This is a genomic window from Flavobacterium sp. SLB02, from assembly GCF_009664855.1.
Classification (GTDB): Bacteria; Bacteroidota; Bacteroidia; order Flavobacteriales; family Flavobacteriaceae; genus Flavobacterium.
The window spans coordinates 4,666,136-4,685,236 of record NZ_CP045928.1 but is presented as its reverse complement, the minus strand read 5'-3'; the positions used below and the strand labels follow the sequence as shown (position 1 = coordinate 4,685,236).

Annotated in this window: 11 protein-coding genes and 1 riboswitch; of the genes, 9 read left to right on the top strand and 2 right to left on the bottom strand. The window is 33.3% G+C overall.

Annotation, left to right across the window (positions count from 1 at the left end):
- Positions 1 to 36: 36 nt before the first annotated feature.
- The gene (locus GIY83_RS17465; protein WP_208682648.1) at positions 37 to 2,724 is read left to right on the top strand and encodes a carboxypeptidase-like regulatory domain-containing protein; all 2,688 of its coding nucleotides are present in this window, start codon (positions 37 to 39) and stop codon (positions 2,722 to 2,724) included.
- A 90-nt stretch (positions 2,725 to 2,814) separates the two neighbouring features.
- On the top strand, positions 2,815 to 5,049 hold the full coding sequence (locus tag GIY83_RS17460) for a hypothetical protein (RefSeq protein ID WP_208682646.1): 2,235 nt from the start codon (positions 2,815 to 2,817) through the stop codon (positions 5,047 to 5,049).
- A gap of 62 nt (positions 5,050 to 5,111) precedes the next feature.
- Here the strand turns inward: GIY83_RS17460 and GIY83_RS17455 are convergent, their stop codons facing one another.
- Positions 5,112 to 6,884: a DUF4153 domain-containing protein gene (locus GIY83_RS17455; RefSeq protein ID WP_208682644.1), complete on the bottom strand. Its 1,773-nt coding sequence runs from the start codon at positions 6,882 to 6,884 to the stop codon at positions 5,112 to 5,114.
- Between the two features lie 180 nt (positions 6,885 to 7,064).
- On the opposite strand from GIY83_RS17455, the gene GIY83_RS17450 reads away from it, so the two are divergent.
- The gene (locus GIY83_RS17450) at positions 7,065 to 8,531 is read left to right on the top strand and encodes a M28 family metallopeptidase (protein ID WP_208682642.1); all 1,467 of its coding nucleotides are present in this window, start codon (positions 7,065 to 7,067) and stop codon (positions 8,529 to 8,531) included.
- 341 nt (positions 8,532 to 8,872) lie between these two features.
- Here the strand turns inward: GIY83_RS17450 and metK are convergent, their stop codons facing one another.
- Positions 8,873 to 10,123 carry a methionine adenosyltransferase gene (gene metK, locus GIY83_RS17445; protein ID WP_194615930.1) on the bottom strand — a complete coding sequence of 417 codons (1,251 nt, stop codon included), beginning with the start codon at positions 10,121 to 10,123 and terminating at the stop codon, positions 8,873 to 8,875.
- A gap of 530 nt (positions 10,124 to 10,653) precedes the next feature.
- Between metK and GIY83_RS17440 the strand changes: the two genes are divergently transcribed.
- The 6 genes from GIY83_RS17440 to GIY83_RS17415 all read left to right on the top strand — a co-directional run bounded on the left by GIY83_RS17440 (position 10,654) and on the right by GIY83_RS17415 (position 19,101).
- Positions 10,654 to 13,500 carry a TonB-dependent siderophore receptor gene (locus GIY83_RS17440; protein ID WP_194615931.1) on the top strand — a complete coding sequence of 949 codons (2,847 nt, stop codon included), beginning with the start codon at positions 10,654 to 10,656 and terminating at the stop codon, positions 13,498 to 13,500.
- Between the two features lie 498 nt (positions 13,501 to 13,998).
- On the top strand, positions 13,999 to 14,193 hold the full coding sequence (locus tag GIY83_RS17435; protein WP_194615932.1) for a hypothetical protein: 195 nt from the start codon (positions 13,999 to 14,001) through the stop codon (positions 14,191 to 14,193).
- A gap of 113 nt (positions 14,194 to 14,306) precedes the next feature.
- Complete coding sequence (locus GIY83_RS17430) at positions 14,307 to 15,611, top strand: O-acetylhomoserine aminocarboxypropyltransferase/cysteine synthase family protein (RefSeq protein WP_194615933.1); 1,305 nt, start codon at positions 14,307 to 14,309, stop codon at positions 15,609 to 15,611.
- A gap of 224 nt (positions 15,612 to 15,835) precedes the next feature.
- A complete protein-coding gene (locus tag GIY83_RS17425; RefSeq protein WP_194615934.1) occupies positions 15,836 to 16,924 on the top strand; it encodes an aspartate kinase in 1,089 nt (362 codons plus the stop codon).
- Positions 16,925 to 17,538: 614 nt separating this feature from the next.
- Positions 17,539 to 17,742, top strand: coding sequence for a hypothetical protein (locus GIY83_RS17420; protein ID WP_194615935.1), 204 nt, complete (start codon positions 17,539 to 17,541; stop codon positions 17,740 to 17,742).
- 189 nt (positions 17,743 to 17,931) lie between these two features.
- Positions 17,932 to 18,040, top strand: a riboswitch (SAM riboswitch).
- Positions 18,041 to 18,117: 77 nt separating this feature from the next.
- The gene (locus tag GIY83_RS17415; RefSeq protein WP_228520402.1) at positions 18,118 to 19,101 is read left to right on the top strand and encodes an alpha/beta fold hydrolase; all 984 of its coding nucleotides are present in this window, start codon (positions 18,118 to 18,120) and stop codon (positions 19,099 to 19,101) included.

Here is a 19,101-nt window from a genome sequence, read left to right as displayed (position 1 = left end):
TTATTCTATAAATATTTTATTCTAATCATCTCCTTAATGAACAAAACTCTTTTTATACTCGCCTTTTTATTTACTTCTTTATGTTTTTCTCAAAGTGTTCGTTTTGATGGTTTTATTCAGGATGAGCAAAAAAATCCGTTAGAAATGGCCAATATTATGGCGATTAATATGGCTACCAAAGCAATGGATTCTTACGGAATTACCAACGACAAAGGAAAGTTTCAACTTACATTGAAGCCTAATACTTCTTATGCTATTAAAGTAAGTTATCTGGGAATGAAATCGAAAGAGATTTCTATTGCAACGCAAAGTGCAAACATAGTTCAGAATATTATTATGGATGATGCCGGAATCGAGCTTAAAGGTGTTGAAATTGTACGCGAAATGCCGGTTTCTATAAAAGGAGATACCATTGTGTACAATGCAGATTCTTTTAAATCCGGAACCGAAAAAAAGCTGGAGGATGTATTGAAAAAACTTCCGGGAGTAGAGGTAAATGCCGATGGAGAAATTGAAGTAGAAGGTAAAAAAGTGAGTAAACTTATGGTCGAAGGCAAAGATTTTTTTGACGGAGACACCAAACTTGGCGTTAAAAATATTCCTGCCGATGCAATTGATAAAATTCAGGTTTTAAGGAATTATAATGAAGTTGGAGCTTTAAAAGGTTTAGGAAACGATCAGGATAATGTAGCGATGAATATTAAGCTGAAAGAAGGTAAAAAGAACTTTTGGTTTGGAGATGTAACGGCCGGAACAGGAGTGGGAGAATTGGATAGTCGTTATATCATTAATCCTAAATTATTTTATTACAGTCCTAAATACAGTATTAATGTAATTACCAATTTTAATAATATTGGTGAATTGCCATTAACAGCTCAGGATTATTTTAAATTCACAGGAGGATTTAAAAACATGATGCAAAAGGGCGGAAGTAATTTTAATGTTTCGTCAAATGACTTAGGAATTTCTATTTTGAGAAACAACCGTGCGAAAGAAATTGAAACGAAATTTGGGGCGACAAACTTTGCTTATTCCATTACAAAAAAATGGAATATTAGCGGTTTCGGAATCTTATCGACTTCAAAAACAGATCTGGAAACCAAATCGCAAACGACGATTTTAGAATCGGGAGATGAACAAAAAAGAGATGAAGAAACGCATCAGAAAAATAATCTGGGACTTTTTAAATTAAGTTCGACGTATAAGCCAAATGATAAATTTCAGTTTGATTATGATATTTTAACGAAATTATCCAAGCAAAATGAAGATACAGATTTGTTGCGTGAATCCGTAGTGAATAAAGTTTCGACTTTAGAAACAATCCTTACCGGTAAAAAACAGGATCCAACATCTATAAAACAAGATCTGAGTTTATACTATACACAAAGCGATAAAAATATTTTTGCTTTTGAAATGCAGCATTTGTATCAGGACGAAAATCCGTTTTACAACGCTAATTTACGTACACAGCCTTTTGATTTAGCGGGTTATACTTCTGGACAGCAAAGAAATGACCTGAATCAGGATCGATTTGTAAAAACCAATAAGCTAGATGCTAAACTGGATTACTATTATATGGTAACACCAAAAAGCAACATCAATATTACACTTGGAAATACATTCTCGTATCAGGATTTTAACTCGCATATTTTTCAAATGTTGGATAACGGAGACCGAAATGATTTAAATGATCCCGATAACAACAATAAGGTAAACTATAATTTTAATGATGTATTTCTTGGATTTCATTATAAAATTCTGGCAGGAAAATTTACTTTGACTCCCGGAGTTAGCGTGCATTCCTATAATATGAAAAACACGCAATCAGGAACGGATTACTCTCAAAATTTTATAAAAGTACTGCCTGATTTTTTTGCGCTGTATCAAATCAAAAAAGCAGAAACGCTAACCTATAATTTCTCTCTGACCAATGATTTTACAGATATTAATCAGTTGGCTGGGGGTTATGTTTTATCTGATTACAGTAGTTTGTTCCGCGGAAATCGTTTGTTAGAGAACGCAACTTCGCAGGTACATTCCGTACGTTATTTCAAATACAATATGTTCAATTTCGAGAACATTTTTGCTAATGCAACTTATACCAAAAAAGTAGATGCCATTAAAACGAGTGCAGATTTTACGGGTATTAACCAGTCATCATCACCTTATAATTCTAATTTGGCAGATGAAACTTTTAGCGGAATGGGAAATTACGGACGTTCGTTTTTAAAGAATTATAAAGCCTCTGTAAATGCGAGTTTCAATTGGTCTAAGTTCAATAATATTCAGAATAATGAGTTGGCTACTACAGAAAGTTTTAGTCAAAGTTATACCGTAAAAGCTTCAACAAATTATAAAAACTTACCCAATATTGAGTTTGGTTATAATGCCTTGATTAACAAATATAGCGGCTCAACGTATTATACAGATAAACCTTTTGCAAGATTAGATTATTATTTCCTGGATAGTTTTTCGTTTGTCTCAGAATATGAGTTTTACCATTATTACAATGGCAATAAATCAGTCGATAACGAATATGATTTTTTAAGTGCCAGTTTAATTTATCAAAAAAAGGATAGCAAATGGGAGTATAAATTGTCGGCTACCAACTTACTAAATACTAAATATCTTAATGATGACAGCTTCTCGCAGTTTTCTACAAGAGTGTCACAATATACAGTACAACCCCGTTATATTATCTTTTCGATGAAATATAATTTATAGTATTTTAATTACACTTCATTATATTTTGATGCTTTTTTTAAATAAGAAAGAAATATCTTTGTTTAAATAGTAACAACTAAAATTTTAAGCATGCGTAATTTTATATGGAGTTTCTTGGCTTTCTTTTGTTTAATTTCTGCTTCTTTTTCTCAAACAAAAAATATCGAAAAAGGATCTTATTTGTCCACTAATAAAGGACAGAAGATTAAGTTGAATTTATTAGAGGATAATAAATACGAATTGGTTTTTTATTCAGGCGATTATGAAGTTAAAGGCGATTCATTATTGTTTGTCCCTGGTACAAAATCAGAAAGTGCTTTTGATCTTGCCTTTAAAAATGATAAAAAAGCAAAAAAAGTTAAAGTAAAGTTCTCAGATGCTGTTTACTATTATTCGTTTTATATAGGTACACAAAAGGGACCAGAAGATATTCAGTATCAAAGATTATCCGATATTAGAGAAAAAGTAAATCCTGAAGGAGATAAACTTGATGTAGATTTTGAAATCGAACGTGCAGATTATTTGTATTTAGTTTATGAAGAATATGGCGGAAAAAGCAGAGTGTCTAAATTTGCTTTGCCAAAAGAAGTTTCAGAAATTGCAATAAAATACCAGCCTGAAGTTCTGGGGGATTTAAATATTAAAGGTTTTTTTGATCAGAAAACAAGTGAGTTGATGATCTCTGAACAGTCGGGAAAAGATCCGTTAGTATTTCGCAATGCAAAAGACAAACAGCCTGAAAAAGTTTCGAAAGTGATTCCGTTAGAGAATAAAATAATTTCAGATTGGAATTATCCCGGAAAAGAACCCTTAGTAAGTGAAGATTTTGGTTTAGCAACTGATTCAACAGCTGTAGCAGTAGATTCTTATGCTCCGGCATTTGATTTTAAATTAAAAATCGAAAACGACCTTAAAAGTGCTATTTCATCTAATAAAAATGCCAGGAATAAGTTTTTGGCAGTTGTAGTTGACAATAAAAATCCTTCGGCGAAAGCTGATTTTGATGCTGCTATAAAAGATCAGGAAAGCCAGATGAGTTATACAATGTATGATGCATACCATCCGGAATATGACTTATATAATTATTACCTGACAACAGAAAATGATAAAAAATGGCTAAAAAGCAATAAAATTACAGATTCTCCAAGCATTGTTATTTTGAATAATAATGGAGAGATTCTAGCCACTGCAAAATCTAATTTTAAGGATAAACAATATCAGTTTAATTATTATGACGGGCTTTATAAAAAATTGCAAAGAACAGATGGATTATTAGATTTTAATAAAACACTGAAAAATAAAAAAGCGAGTGATGCTGATTTGATTCAGGCTTTTAATAAGGTAGCAGTTCTCGAAATACCGTATGATTATGAAACGGATTATACTGTAACAACTGATGATAACGCTGCAGAATTTAAGTTTGCAAATGTAACCTTAGATAAAAAGGAAATTGCTCAGGTTTGGAAAAAGTTGATTGAAGCTCATCAAAAAGATACAAAACCGAATATGTATTTGGTAGAAACCATTTTGAAAGAAATAAAAAATCAGGGATTCTCGAAACAGTTTTTTAAAGATGACAAGGTTTTAAATGATACCGATTTTCTTGCAATAGATTATTTGATAAAACATTACGATGCTATTGATGCAGAACGTGCTGCTTTTACTGCCAAAGAAGGAGAAACGCATGTAATAGGAAGTTTAAATACTGAGATTGCGACAGCTTTACAGCAAAATACTTATGTTGTTGAAAACAATACTCCGGCAGCAAAAGGGGACAGCAAAACGATTTCAGTTTATAAAAAACTAATTGCCGCAGGAAAAGGGAACTTTGAATGTTATCAAAATTACTTTACTTATTTGGCTGAGATACAAGATAGAGACGGCTCAAATACCAATTATTTAAAAGAATTTAGTACTTATTTTAATGCTAATCTCGCTGCAGATAAAGGAAGCGTTATCGAAAAACTAGATACAATGTTTACTTCGATCGATCCTAACTCTGAATATTCATATAATGGATGGAATGCTTTTAAGGAATACCATTCGAACTTGTGTAATGAAGCTTCATGGACAGTAGTTTCAAAACTTGGCAATACTGGTTTTATAAAGTCGGCAATTACATGGTCAGAATATAGTTTGGTGGTCAGTAAAAACAATCCTTACTATTTAGATACACTGGCACAGTTGTATTATAAAGACGGACAAAAAGAAAAAGCGATTACAACACAAACTCTCGCTGTTAAATATTTAACCGATTATGTAGAAGAAGAAACCGCTACAGACATTCGCGAAACATTATCTAAAATGCAAAACGGAACGTACTAAGTTTTGTTTTCAATTTCAAAATAAAAAACCCGACAAAGTTGAAAATCTTGTCGGGTTCTTTTTTATTTTTTAATGCCAACCATCACTTTAATCTGATAATTGCTTATGATTTTCTTTTCTTTTCCGATTTTACCATTCACACTAATATAGTTTAATGTAATTGTATATTTTGAATTTTCGATCTTTTGTATGACATTTTCATTTGTATTATTGTTTCTTCTAAAGACAGAATTCTTAGTAACAAAATCATTTATTTTTAAAGGAATAATGTCTTGATTAATTTGTAAATCCAGACCATAATCTGTCTTTTTTGATTTTATACTATATATTTTTCCATCTATTGAAGTACACTTATCGCAATTAAAATCATTATTATTAAATAGTGTAAATAAAAAATCCTGTCCATGAATGTTTTCTACTGTATTATCGTTATGTCCATAAAAATAATAATAGAAAGAGCCATCGTTGTCATTTTTTCGATCATATGGAGATCGGTATTCAAATCCTAAGCTTTTCATGATTTCATAATCACTAGGAGATTTTTGTTTTTTAAGAAGCGCTTCAAGTTTGTCTTTAGCATAAGGAACCAAACTTTCTACACCATAATTATCTTCTAAAAAAGAAACGATACTACTTAAATCCTGTTCTTGTTCGAAAGTTAATTTTTGATTTGGTTTTTCCATATAAAATTCAAATCGGGATAACTGACTGTATTTTGAAATAGAATTAGCACTTTGCGGACCAACAATAGAAAACAGTCCGGCCAGACACATACTTATAGGAATGAACTTTATTTTTGGATGTTTTGAAATTAGAAAATACCCCACAACAATAGACAGCCATATTGATAGTAATATAACATAATAACGTTCGTGCGTAAAGCCGTAAAGATTAATTCTATACAAAATCGCCCAAAATAGCAATCCCAATAACGGAATCAATAAGAAATAGAACCAACGACTAAAGGTTCTCATCCAGAGATTAGCAGTTTCAGTCGCAATGGGATGAATTAATAAAAAAGAAAGAATTCCGAAAATGGCAAATACCAAAACAAGATAGGAAACCCAGCCTACAGGCAATGAAAGTGTGACAAGAATTTTAGCTTCGTAACATATTAAAATAACCAGATAAAGACTTACTAGTGGTAGCAAAACATATTGAGTAAAGTTTTTAAGTCCTTTAGGATATTTTAAAACCAACGGATTTTGGCTGTTATTGGTTTCTGGAACACCGTTTAAAAAGAAAATAGTATTAAAGATTCCCGCAATAACAAAAAAGATATGAAGATAAATATGATCGTAAAATTCAACCTTAAACAATTTATCAATAGCTAATATAGCCAGCACCAGACCGCAGTAAAGTACAATACTATACAATCCGGAAGTTAAAATTCGAAGAAAAAGCTGCTTGTTGAATTCCCAAAATTCATCCTGATTATAGGTTCTTGGTAGAAAACCGGCAAATGAAACCAACAAATGCAACGCAACGTTAAGCACTAAAAATTGCTGCATTTCTATTTCTGTAATTCGTTGATGAAAACCAAAAACAAAGAGTACAATTAATGCACCCAGAACGATACTGGTAACCAAACGCAGAATGGTACTCTTTTTTGCAGCGATAAAAAATAAACTCACAGAAAGAAATAAAACCAGACATAATGAACAGCTCATTAAAGCTTTTTGGTAAATTTCTTTGTTTGAATCCTGATAGTCTAGTTCATTAAGGATAATGGCAAAAATAGTTCCTGAAATCGCAGTTATGATTTCGAGTGGAAATCTAAGAATGGTATTTAGTGTTGCGTTTAGAACGTTTTGTAACGATGGAAGTCGGCTCATTTTTTAATCAGTTATTTTGTATAAAGTAAGCTAAATTGTAAGGGATAACCAAATAAAAATAATAATGCAAAAAAAATGTTCCTGTGATTTTATTGATTTAGCATTTCAGTACTATTTCAAATCCAAATAGCATTTTTTTTATCTATAAATTACTAAGTTTGAAATACTAAATTAAAACGTATGAAAAATAAAATGATACTCGTTTTGATTGCTTACGGAGGAGTAGTTTTTTCGCAGGCAATTAAAAAACCGCTAGTTTCAGCAATTACAGACAAAGACCTTAAAACTGATATGTACCAGATGGCTGGTGATCACTTTAATGGTCGTGAAGCAGGAACTCTTGATGAATTAAAGGTGTCGATGTGGCTGGCCAATAAAGCAAAAGAAGCAGGAATGGCCCCGGCAGGTGATGACGGAACTTATTTCCAGTTTTTTGATATGTACAGGCATCAGGTAACTCCTAATACAAAATTTAAAATTGGATCAAAAGAATATAAATTGTGGAAAGATGTTCTTGTTGCAGAAACTACCAATATAAAAGTAGATGCACCATTGGTATATTTAGGAGCCGCAACAAAAGAAGAGATTGAGAAAGCCGACGTAAAAGGAAAAGCAGTTGTTTTATTAGCTTCGAAAGAAGGAATTGCAGATGATATTTCGCTTTTTGACAGACGTTATCCGGGTCTTGTTCGAAATAAATATTATGAGCTTGTAGTAAAAAAGGGAGCATCGGCACTTATTTTGGTAGCAGATGCATTTGCCGAAGAAAGCTGGTCTCAGGTAGAACCACAAATGACAAGAGGTCTTTACGGAATTGAAGGAGTTCGCGATAAAATTGGATCAACAATGCCGGTTTTCTGGGTGCATAATGATCAGTTAGCCTATTTAAAAACAACAAAAGATCTTTTGTCTACAGAAGTAATTTCTGAAACCTATAAATATCCATCAGTAAATGTCGTTGGAATAGTAGAGGGAACAGATCCTAAATTAAAAAAGGAATATGTTCTTTTTAGCGGACATCAGGATCATGATGGTGTAAGACAAAAATACGGTAAGGATTCTATTTATAACGGTGCTGATGATAATGCAAGTACTTGCGTAGCAATGCTGGCTATTGCAAGAGCTTACAAAAAACAACCGGGAAAAAGAACATCTCTGTTTGTGTTTCACGGTGCAGAAGAACGCGGATTGTTAGGGTCAAGATGGTATGCAGCGCACCCAACAGTTCCGGAAAAAGATATTATTGCAGTATTAAACGGAGATATGATTGGTAGAAATAACGTAAATCAGGCCGCTCTTTTAGGTTCGAGTTCTCCTCATGAAAACTCATCAGATTTGGTTGCAATTGCCAAAAAAGCAAATGATGAAGGGCCTAAATTCGATTTGGATAAACTTTGGGACAGACCGGAACATCCTGAATATTTTTATTTCCGTTCAGACCATTTGCCTTATGCAAAAAGAGGAATTCCATCTGTTTTCTATACCAGTGTTTTGCACAGCCAGTACCACACACCAATGGATGAATCTGAAAACATTGATTTCGTGAAGTTGCATAAAATGACCGAATGGATGTACCGCACAGGATGGATTTTATCTAACGATGCTTCTCGTCCTAAAACATTACCTAATGTACAATTAGAGCGATAAATTCTGTTTTATTTGTATTGAAATTAAGACGCAGATAAAATGGATTCGCTACCGCGAAAACGCAGATTTGTAGTCTCTAAAAATAAAAAGGCTTTCTTAAAACTTTCAGAAAGCCTTTTTTATGCATACTTTTTAAATTGGATTATAATAACCGGTAGTTTTTTTATTTCTATCAAAGAAAATAAACTAGGAAAAAAATCCGTTTTTATCCGCGACTTTACGAAGTAAATCCGTTTTATCCGCGTCGAATTTAGCTACAGATAAAAACTAACAAAAAATAAAAGAGGCTGTCTAAAAAATGAATAGACAGCCTCTTTTTATATGTAAAATTTAAGATTGAATTACAATCCAAATTCAGCTTTTACTTTGTCAACGAAATCAAGTTTTTCCCATGTAAATAACTCAACAGTAACTGTTTTTACATTTCCTCCCGGAGCAGAAAAAGTTTTAGTTACTACTTCTGGTTTACGTCCCATGTGTCCGTAAGCAGCAGTTTCGCTATAAATAGGGTTTCTTAATTTCAAACGTTGCTCGATAAAGTAAGGACGCATATCAAAGATAGCTTCTACTTTTTTAGCAATTTCACCGTTAGTTAAGTTTACTTTAGAAGTTCCGTAAGTATCAATAAAGATTCCCATTGGTTCAGCAACTCCAATTGCATAAGAAACCTGTACTAAGATTTCGTCAGCAACACCTGCAGCCACTAAGTTTTTAGCGATATGACGTGTAGCATAAGCAGCACTTCTGTCTACTTTACTTGGATCTTTTCCAGAGAATGCACCACCACCGTGAGCACCTTTACCACCGTAAGTATCTACAATGATTTTTCTTCCTGTTAAACCAGTATCTCCGTGAGGTCCTCCAATAACGAATTTTCCTGTTGGGTTAATATGGTAGTTGATTTTATCATTGAATAAATGCGCGTGTGTTGGATTTTTTGCAATGATTCTTGGAATCAAAATTTCGATGATATCTTTCTTGATTTTAGCCAACATTGTAGCCTCTTCATCAAAATCATCGTGTTGAGTCGAGATTACAATCGCATCAATACGAGTTGGTTTGTTATCATCGCTATATTCTAAAGTTACCTGCGATTTTGCATCAGGACGTAAATAAGTGATTTCGTTATTCTCACGTCTTAAAATTGCTAATTCCTGTAATAATTTATGAGATAAATCAAGTGCTAATGGCATGTAGTTTTCAGTTTCGTTAGTTGCGTAACCAAACATCATTCCCTGGTCTCCTGCACCTTGCTCTTCTGGCTTAGCTCTGTCAACCCCTTGATTAATATCTGCTGATTGCTCATGAATTGCTGAAAGAATTCCACAAGAATTAGCCTCAAACATATACTCGCTTTTTGTATATCCAATTTTACGGATTACATCACGGGCAATTTGCTGCACATCAAGATAAGTATTCGATTTTACTTCACCAGCTAAAATTACCTGACCTGTAGTAACAAGAGTTTCGCAAGCTACTTTTGAGTCAGCATCAAATGCCAAAAAGTTATCAATTAATGCATCCGAAATTTGATCTGCAACTTTGTCTGGATGCCCTTCACTAACAGATTCTGACGTAAATAAATAAGCCATAATAATTTATTAAATTAAAATTAAGTGAGGAAAAAAATTGCTTAAAAAGGGCTAAAGGAGATAGTCTGCTTTAGCATTTTTTAATGCCGAAATTTATCTTTCAGCATTCATAACGAACCGTTTCATTATGAAGAGGTTGCAATCAGTTCAAATTTTTCCTCCGTATTCGGGTGCAAAAGTACAAAACCATTTTGATTTGCAAATTAAAGTTCAACTTTTTTTATTTTTTATACCATAAATTTAACAGTAATATACTAATTTGATAGGGTAATAGAAAATATTTTAGTTTTTGTTTGGCTGATTAAAAAATAGTTTGCAAATTTGCCTCACGAAAATTAAAGAAAATGAAATTTACAGTTTGCAATATGATGTCTTGTAAGATGCCGGAGTTCTCCGCAGAGACGCTATTGTAATTTTTTTCAAAAATATAAATAGAAACCTCTGCAGACCGCAGAGGTTTTTTTTTGTCTCGATAAAAAATAACTGCAAATACTTTTTAAGCCAAAACCACTAAATTAATCTTAAAAGCAATGAAAAAAAATGTACTAATCGTTTTAGGTCTGCTCACGTTTTCAGGTGTTTATGCTCAGGAAAATAAAAAAGAACAGGATAGCCTGAAAAATAATGAGTTATCTGAAGTAACAATAGTAGGATCTAGGAGTAAAAACAGAGTAAAAACTGATGTTCCTGTTCCTGTAGATGTTTTTAATATTTCAGACATTACAAAAGGTTCACCGCAAACAAGCGTTACTCAGATTTTAAATTACGTTGCACCTTCTTTTACCAGTAATGCGACTTCTACCGCAGATGCTACAGATCACGTCGATCCGGCACAATTAAGAGGTTTAGGTCCTGACCAGGTTTTAATATTAGTAAACGGTAAACGCAGACATTCAAGCGCATTGGTAAACATAAACGGATCTCCGGGAAGAGGATCTGTTGGAACAGATTTGAATGCAATCCCGTCATTTGCTATCGAAAGAATCGAAGTTTTACGTGATGGTGCAGCAGCCCAATACGGTTCAGATGCTATCGCCGGAGTTATTAATATTGTACTGAAAAAGAATGCTAATTTTATCTCAGGAGGTATTCAATATGGTACCAATTTATCTTCCGGATCTAATAATTTCAAAGGCGGAGCTGATGGACAAACCGTACAGGCAGATTTGAATTACGGAACCTCTTTAGGTAAAGAAGGAAGTTTCCTGAATATTACCGGAAGCGCTGTAACCAGACAAGCAACAAGCAGAGCGGGAATTAGAAACGGTACTATTTTTAATGCTTACAATGCAATAGAAAACAGAGCTGCTCAAAATGGTGTTGCTGTCAATTCTTTGTTTAGCAATATTAATAACACGCCAAATACGTCGCAAATTCTTAGCACATTGCAGCAATATGCTCCACAAGTAAGTTATTTTACGCCGGCACAACAAACCGCAATTTCTTCTGCAACAACACTTACGCAAATGCAAAATGCTTTGAATTTTGATGTTACTAATAATGAACTTGCTTACAGAGGTCAGGAAAGAAGTGATTATAATATGAGTGTTGGTCAGTCAGAACTGGCTTCAGGACAATTATATTATAATACCAAATATCCGCTGTCTGATATTACATCTTTATATTCTTTTGGTGGGCTTTCGTATAGAAATGGTAAATCGTATGCTTTCAATAGATTGCCAAATGGTTTCAGTACTTTCACGCAAGTGTATCAAAACGGATTTTTACCAGAAATAGAATCGTCTATAGTAGATGCTTCGGCGGCGCTTGGAGTTACTACCAATATATTAGGTTTTGATACCGATTTAAGTACAAATTTAGGAACAAACTCTTTTCAATATGATGTAAATAATACGATTAATGCTACTTTAGGAGTAAATTCCCCATCTAGTTTTGATGCAGGTAAAGTTTCATTTTTACAAAGTACAACCAATTTAGATTTCAGTAAAAAATTAGATGTTCTGGAAGGATTGAACGTTGCTTTTGGTGCAGAATTCAGATATGAAAACTATCAGATCAAGGCAGGAGAAGAAGCTTCTTATGGATTATATGATACAAACGGAAACATAGTTCCGGGAATTTTACCAAGTAATTCACCATTAATTGTAACAGATTTTTACGGTAATAAACGTGGAGCAGGAGCACAGGGATTCTCAGGATTTCAACCTTCTGATGCTAAAGAAAAAGACAGAAAAAGTGGTGCCGCTTATCTTGATTTAGAATTGAATGCTACTAAAAACTGGCTTTTGAACGGAGCTGTTCGTTATGAAAACTATTCAGATTTTGGAAGCACGGTGATTTTTAAACTAGCTTCTCTTTTAAAAATAAACGACAATATCAACTGGAGAATTTCAGGTCAAACTGGTTTTAGAGCGCCATCATTGCAGCAAAAATATTTTGAATCAAGTTCTACTCAGTTTATAAACGGGGCGCCTTATCAGGTAGGTTATTTTACAAATGATTCTCAGGCAGCAAAAAGTATTGGGGTTGAAAGCCTAAAACCTGAAAAATCTAAAAGCATCAGTACAGGATTTACATTCAAAATTCCTGAAGCAAATATTACGATTGCAACAGATGCCTATTTTACGAGAATCGACGACAGAGTGGTGCTAACAGGACAATATGCAAGACCAACAGATGCGCAAATTACTGCAGCAACATCTCCTGCACAAAAAGATGCATTGACATTGTTTCAACAGGCATTTGACTTAAAAGGTGTTGAAAGAGCTTCATTCTGGACAAACGGAATTGACTCTGAAACAAAAGGTATAGATGTGGTAATTTCTCAAAAATATGATGTAATCCAGGATTTTACCATTAGAAACGATTTTGCTTTAAGTTATAATACAACAAAAAGAGTAGGAAAATTAAATGTTCCTCAATCTATTATTGATGCAGGTGGAGATCCTTATGTTTATTCATTTTTCCCGGAATCAAGTCGTATTTATTTAGAAGAAGCGATTCCTAAATTAAAAGCGAATTTGATGACGACTTTTAGTATCAAAAAACTGGATATTTATCTGAGAAACAGTTATTTCGGAAAAGTGACTGACCCGGGAGCTACAGATGTAAATTTAGACGGATCATCATCAGTTTACGAGCATCCTGAATACAGTGCAAAAATTGTTACCGATTTATCTTTAGGATATCAAATCAATGAGAAATTCAGATTTACAATTGGTCTTAATAATATAGGAGATGTTTATCCGGACAGAAACAATCCTTCAACGCCGGCCTTTACCAATACAACGCCAACATTGTCTCCTGCGCCAAGCACAGATTTAACAAACGCAAATCAGTTTGCTTATTCAAGAGCAGTATCACAATTTGGATTGAACGGAAGATTTGGTTTTGCCAGACTAAGTTTTAAATTCTAAAAATATAAGATTGACCCACGGGTTTTGCGGATTAAACGGATTAACGCAGATTTTTTAATCATTTTAATCCTTTATACTGATAGCTATGGGAGTGGCTAAATTTTTAAGTATTGAGAAAATAAAAACATTCCGCGTTAACCAGTTCCAATCCGTACAATCCGCGGGCTAATTTTTTTTACAGATGAATACCAGTGTTTAAAGGGCTTCATAAAAAATTAATGTTAATTGTCAAAATTTAATTTGGTAGATCTAAAAATAGTTTATATATTTACTCTATCGAATTAGTCGAGTTTAAAAAAGCAATTAATTTTTAAATAAAATAAAATGAAAACAATAGCGAATAATATGATGATATGTTGTGAGATGATGCAAATGTGCATCCCAAATCGCTGTTGCCAAAAGTGAAAGATAAAATCTTTGTTATAGTTAGAACTATAAGCCCTTTTGGTAGCCATCCGAAAGGGCTTTTTTCATTTCAACACTTTTAAATTTTATATTATGAAAACATTAAACTCCATTGCAGTAGAATATTTATTGAGAAACGATTCTCAAAAAAGCAATAATAAATCCGAAGACATAACAAGAGAAGTTACAAGACTAAATGCAGAGCAGGCTGTTATAAAAAGTCAAAAATCATTACTGCTCTTAATGTATAACCTTGAAGAAGAAGGAGAAGATTTTTTTCTACAATAAGTAACAATAACAATTTCAAAAATCAATTTTAATTGCAATTTCAAATAACAATATTGGAAATCAATTTCAATAACAATATATATAGTATTAACAATATCTAAAAAACTAAGATCATGAGCACACAAAAATTCGCAACAAACGCACTACACGCAGGACACGATGTTACTAAAAATGCAGGAACCAGAGCAGTGCCTATTTACCAGACATCATCATATGTATTTAACGATTCGGATCACGCAGCCAATTTATTTGGTCTTGCCGAAGCCGGATTTATTTACACGAGATTAAATAACCCAACAAATGATATTTTAGAACAACGTCTTGCGGCACTTGAAGGCGGAATTGGAGCTGTCGTTACAGCATCCGGAGCATCGGCAATTTCTACAGCATTATTGACTTTGCTAAAAGCGGGCGATCATATTGTGGCTTCGAATAGTTTATACGGAGGAACTTATAATTTGCTAAGTGTAACCTTACCCCGTTTAGGAATTACAACCACTTTTGTAGATCCTTCTCAACCGGAAAATTTTACAAAAGCAGCCAAAGAAAATACAAGAGCCTTTTTTGTAGAATCTTTAGGTAATCCAAAATTGGATGTATTAGACCTGAAAGGAATTTCGGCGGAAGCCAAAAACTTTAAAGTGCCTTTTATTGTAGACAATACAGTTGCTACTCCTTATTTATTAAACCCAATTGAATATGGAGCAGATATTGTAATTCACTCTTTAACCAAATATATTTCAGGAAACGGAACTTCTTTAGGAGGAGTTATTATCGATGCAGGAAAATTTGACTGGTCGAACGGAAAATTCCCTGAATTTACAGAACCTTCTGCAGGATATCACGGTTTAGTGTATCATCAAGCTTTAGGAAATGCCGCTTTTATTGCAAAAGCAAGAATCGAAGGTTTACGTGATTTTGGTGCAGCTTTGAGTCCGTTTAATGCTTTTCAGATTATTCAGGGATTAGAAACATTACCAATCCGAATCAAGAAACATAGCGAAAATGCTTTGGCTTTGGCCTCTTGGTTAGAAAAACAAGATGAGGTGGTTTGGGTAAATTATCCAGGTCTTAAAAACAACAAATATTATGACTTAGCACAGCAATATTTACCAAAAGGACAAAGTGGAGTAATCACTTTTGGACTAAAAGGTGGTTTTGATGCCGCTAAAAAAGTAGTCGATCAGACTAAGTTGTTCTCGCTTTTGGCCAATATTGGTGATACAAAATCACTGATTATTCACCCGGCAAGTACAACACATCAGCAATTGTCTGATGCTGACCAATTAGAAACGGGAGTTTCAAAAGATTTAGTTCGACTTTCTGTCGGAATTGAAGATATCGAGGATTTAATAGCTGATTTGCAGGCTGCTTTCGCAAGCGTTACCCAATCGCAATACAGTATTAATAAAAATTAGGTTTTTTTGTTTTTTGTTTGAAAAATTGCCTTTAGTAGCGTGAGTTCTGCTAGAGGTGATTTTTTATAAAAGAAATTCAATATAAAAAATTTCACCATATAAGTGATTATAAGTTCATTTTAGTAGAGACGCACAGCAGTACCGTCTAAATAATATGCGTTGATAATATTACATGAACTTATAATCACTTATATGGTTTAATCAACCCCAATAAATTAGAAATTATGTCAAAGCTTAAAATAAATATCATCCTTTTTGGAATTGGAAATATCGGAAGCACTTTGATCAATCAAATCATCGAAAGCCAGGATTTTTTTCTTGAAAGTAAGAACATTGATTTTCATTTTCCAATTATAACAAATTCAACAGTAGCTTTTTTCGAGAAAGAAGGCGTGGGATATGCCTGGGAAACCAATTTTCTTGAATTGGCAGTTCCGTTTAAAGTGCAGGATATTATTGAATTTGCCAAAGAAAACGAATTTGAGAACTTAATAGCCGTTGATGCTACAGCAAGCGACGAGCTCATTGATCATTATAATACTTTGATCGAGAACGGATTTAATATAGTAGCGGTAAATAAAAAAGCCAATACATTGCCTATTGATTTATATAAAGAAATCAGGGCGAATCTTAAAAAATACGACAAAGAATTTTTGTATGAAACATCAGTAGACACAGGTTTTCCGGTATTGCAAACCTTGAGAGATTTGTATTATTCAGGAGAAAAAATCACAAAGATCCGAGGAGTTTTCTCAGACAATCTGAGTTATGTCTTTAATAGATTTGCTAACGAAGAAGCTACTTTTTCATCCCTTTTAAAAGATGCAAGCTTATTAGGTTTAATGCGCTCTACTTTTAAAGAAGATTTATCAGGAAATGATACGGCAAGAAAACTACTGATTCTGACAAGGGAAATTGGGAAGGATTTTGATTTCTCTGATATAAAAATTAATTCGCTTATCACAGAAGAACATCTGGAGAAAAACGGAATCCTTAATAAAGATGCCATCGACAAATCATTTAAAATTGCCAAAATAGCCCAGGCAGATAATCATGTCCTGAGATACGTAGGTGAATTTGATTTGCAGAAAAATACTTTAGAAGTCAAATTAGTTTCAGAACCAGTTTGGTCAGCCATTGGTCAGTTAAAAGGGTCAGATACCATTTTTGAAATTTATACCCAATCTTATGCCGATGTTCCAATAGCAATTCAAAGCGCCTCGGCATGTAAGCAGGCCATTTCAAGAGGGATAATAACTGACATTTTAAAAGTAGCCGAAAAAATTAAAAATAAAGAAGTAGTTTGGCTGTAAGTGGTTTCGAATAGTAGTTAGTTGTTCTTTGATATAATGAAACAGGAAAGTTCATTACGTATTTTTTTGTAGGTTTTAACGCTCAATTATTTAAATCTTAAATTTGTAAGATGTTTTTTAACGATAAAAAGATGTTTTTTAACGTTTTTTAGGATTAATTTGCTGATCCTCACTTGCATAATTGAAAAAATATTCGCACATTTGTAATACCTCAAAATTACCAGAAAAATAAACTTAATATTCTGAAAATAGTTATGTCGATCGGGACAAAAGTTGAAACAACTTTATTTCTTAATTGATTAAAAAAGAAGATAAAAGTAAAAAGATTTCGGCAGTTTCCGGGAAGCTTATTAAAATAAAACAAATGCAAGAATTTTTTAAAATAGCAAGTAAATCCAAGATGAATAAATCCCTACAGATGAACAAGATGTTTAATGTCGCACGTATTTGTGTACGCGTCTGTTGATACTAAAAGTATATATAAGTTGTATAAAACTTAAACCCTTTTGGTATTGTGATCCAAAAGGGTTTTTTTATTCCATTTGGTTGCCATAACAAAAAATTAAACAAATAATAAATATTATAAAACGTAAACTAACATAAATTTAAATATCATGAGCAAATTAAACTACATAACAAAAACGTTTTCTACATTGAAAAACTTGAGAGCTAAAAGAAACAATCCGCCGCCGCCAACAAATGAATTGGTACATCCTAGATTCGGGATAACTGAGGCAGATAAGATAGCAGAGAAAAAAGAGCCAAATTCATTATTATTTTTGATGTATTCAAAAGAGAATGAAACACTTTTTATCTAAATCAAAAAGTATCATAAAATAGGGGAATACCTGCTTAATTTTACTGGGCAAATTGTTCGGTAATTTTTTGCGTACAATAGTTTTTGGTTGAATTATGTTTAAGAAATTAAGCAATCAGTTTCGATAAAATTTGTTTGTTTAAGAAATTAGTAGTTAATTTGCACCTTTAAGTTCAAGCACGTATTGAAAATGTTATAAAGAAAGGACGAGGGATTAGACCCGATGAATCCTTAGCAACCCTTCGTTAAATCGAAGAAGGTGCTGCATTCTACCACGCCCAAACGTGGAAAGATAACAACAAGAATTTTCTAGTTTCACTCTAGTACTTTCTTTCTAATATTTCCACATACAAATCAAAATTAAAAAGATTTGAAATTGGAAAATATACCAAGTCCCATTATAATTCAAGATTTCATCACAGAAAGTGGTGCATCATATCCATTATTGCCATTAAGTTTTACACTTTCCGGTGTACCACTGAATAGCGCGCCTATTGTTTTGGTCAATCATGCTTTGACTGGAAACGCTCAGGTTACTGGCGAAAATGGCTGGTGGAATGACTTAATTGGCGACGAAAAAACAATCGATACCCATAAATATACCGTATTAGCATTCGACGTTCCCGGAAACGGAAATGATTCGTTTGTAATCGAAAATTATCAGGACTTCACCACAAGAGATATGGCCCGTATTTTTATAAAAGGTCTGGAGGCATTAAATATCAGCCAATTGCACACCATTATTGGAGGTTCTGTTGGTGGAGGAATTGCCTGGGAAATCCTTGCATTAGAACCTAATATTACCCGAAACTTAATCCCGATTGCGACCGACTGGAAATCGACCGACTGGATGATTGCTAATTGTTATTTACAAGAGCAAATCCTGAACAATTCTTCAAGACCTATCGAAGATGCCAGAATTCATGCCATGTTGTGTTACCGCTCTCCTGAATCATTCAAAGAAAAATTTCAGCGTACGATCAATACCAATCTCTCGATCTTTAATATCGAAAGCTGGCTGGCGCATCACGGCGAAAAATTACAAAAGAGATATCAATTGTCATCTTATAAACTGATGAACCAATTGCTCAAAACCATAGACATAACCAGAAATAGTGACGATTTCGAAACTTTAATGTCCAGAACAAATGCAGCGATTCATATTATCGGGATCAACTCTGATTTGTTTTTTACACCAAAAGAAAATCGCGAAACTTTTCAGGAATTAAAGAAGTTCAAAGACAATGTTTTTTACAGCGAAATAGATTCGGTTCACGGACATGACGCTTTTTTAATCGAGTACAAACAATTAGATCATTTACTTGCCGATATTTTTAAGGCAGAAACAATAGAAAAATAA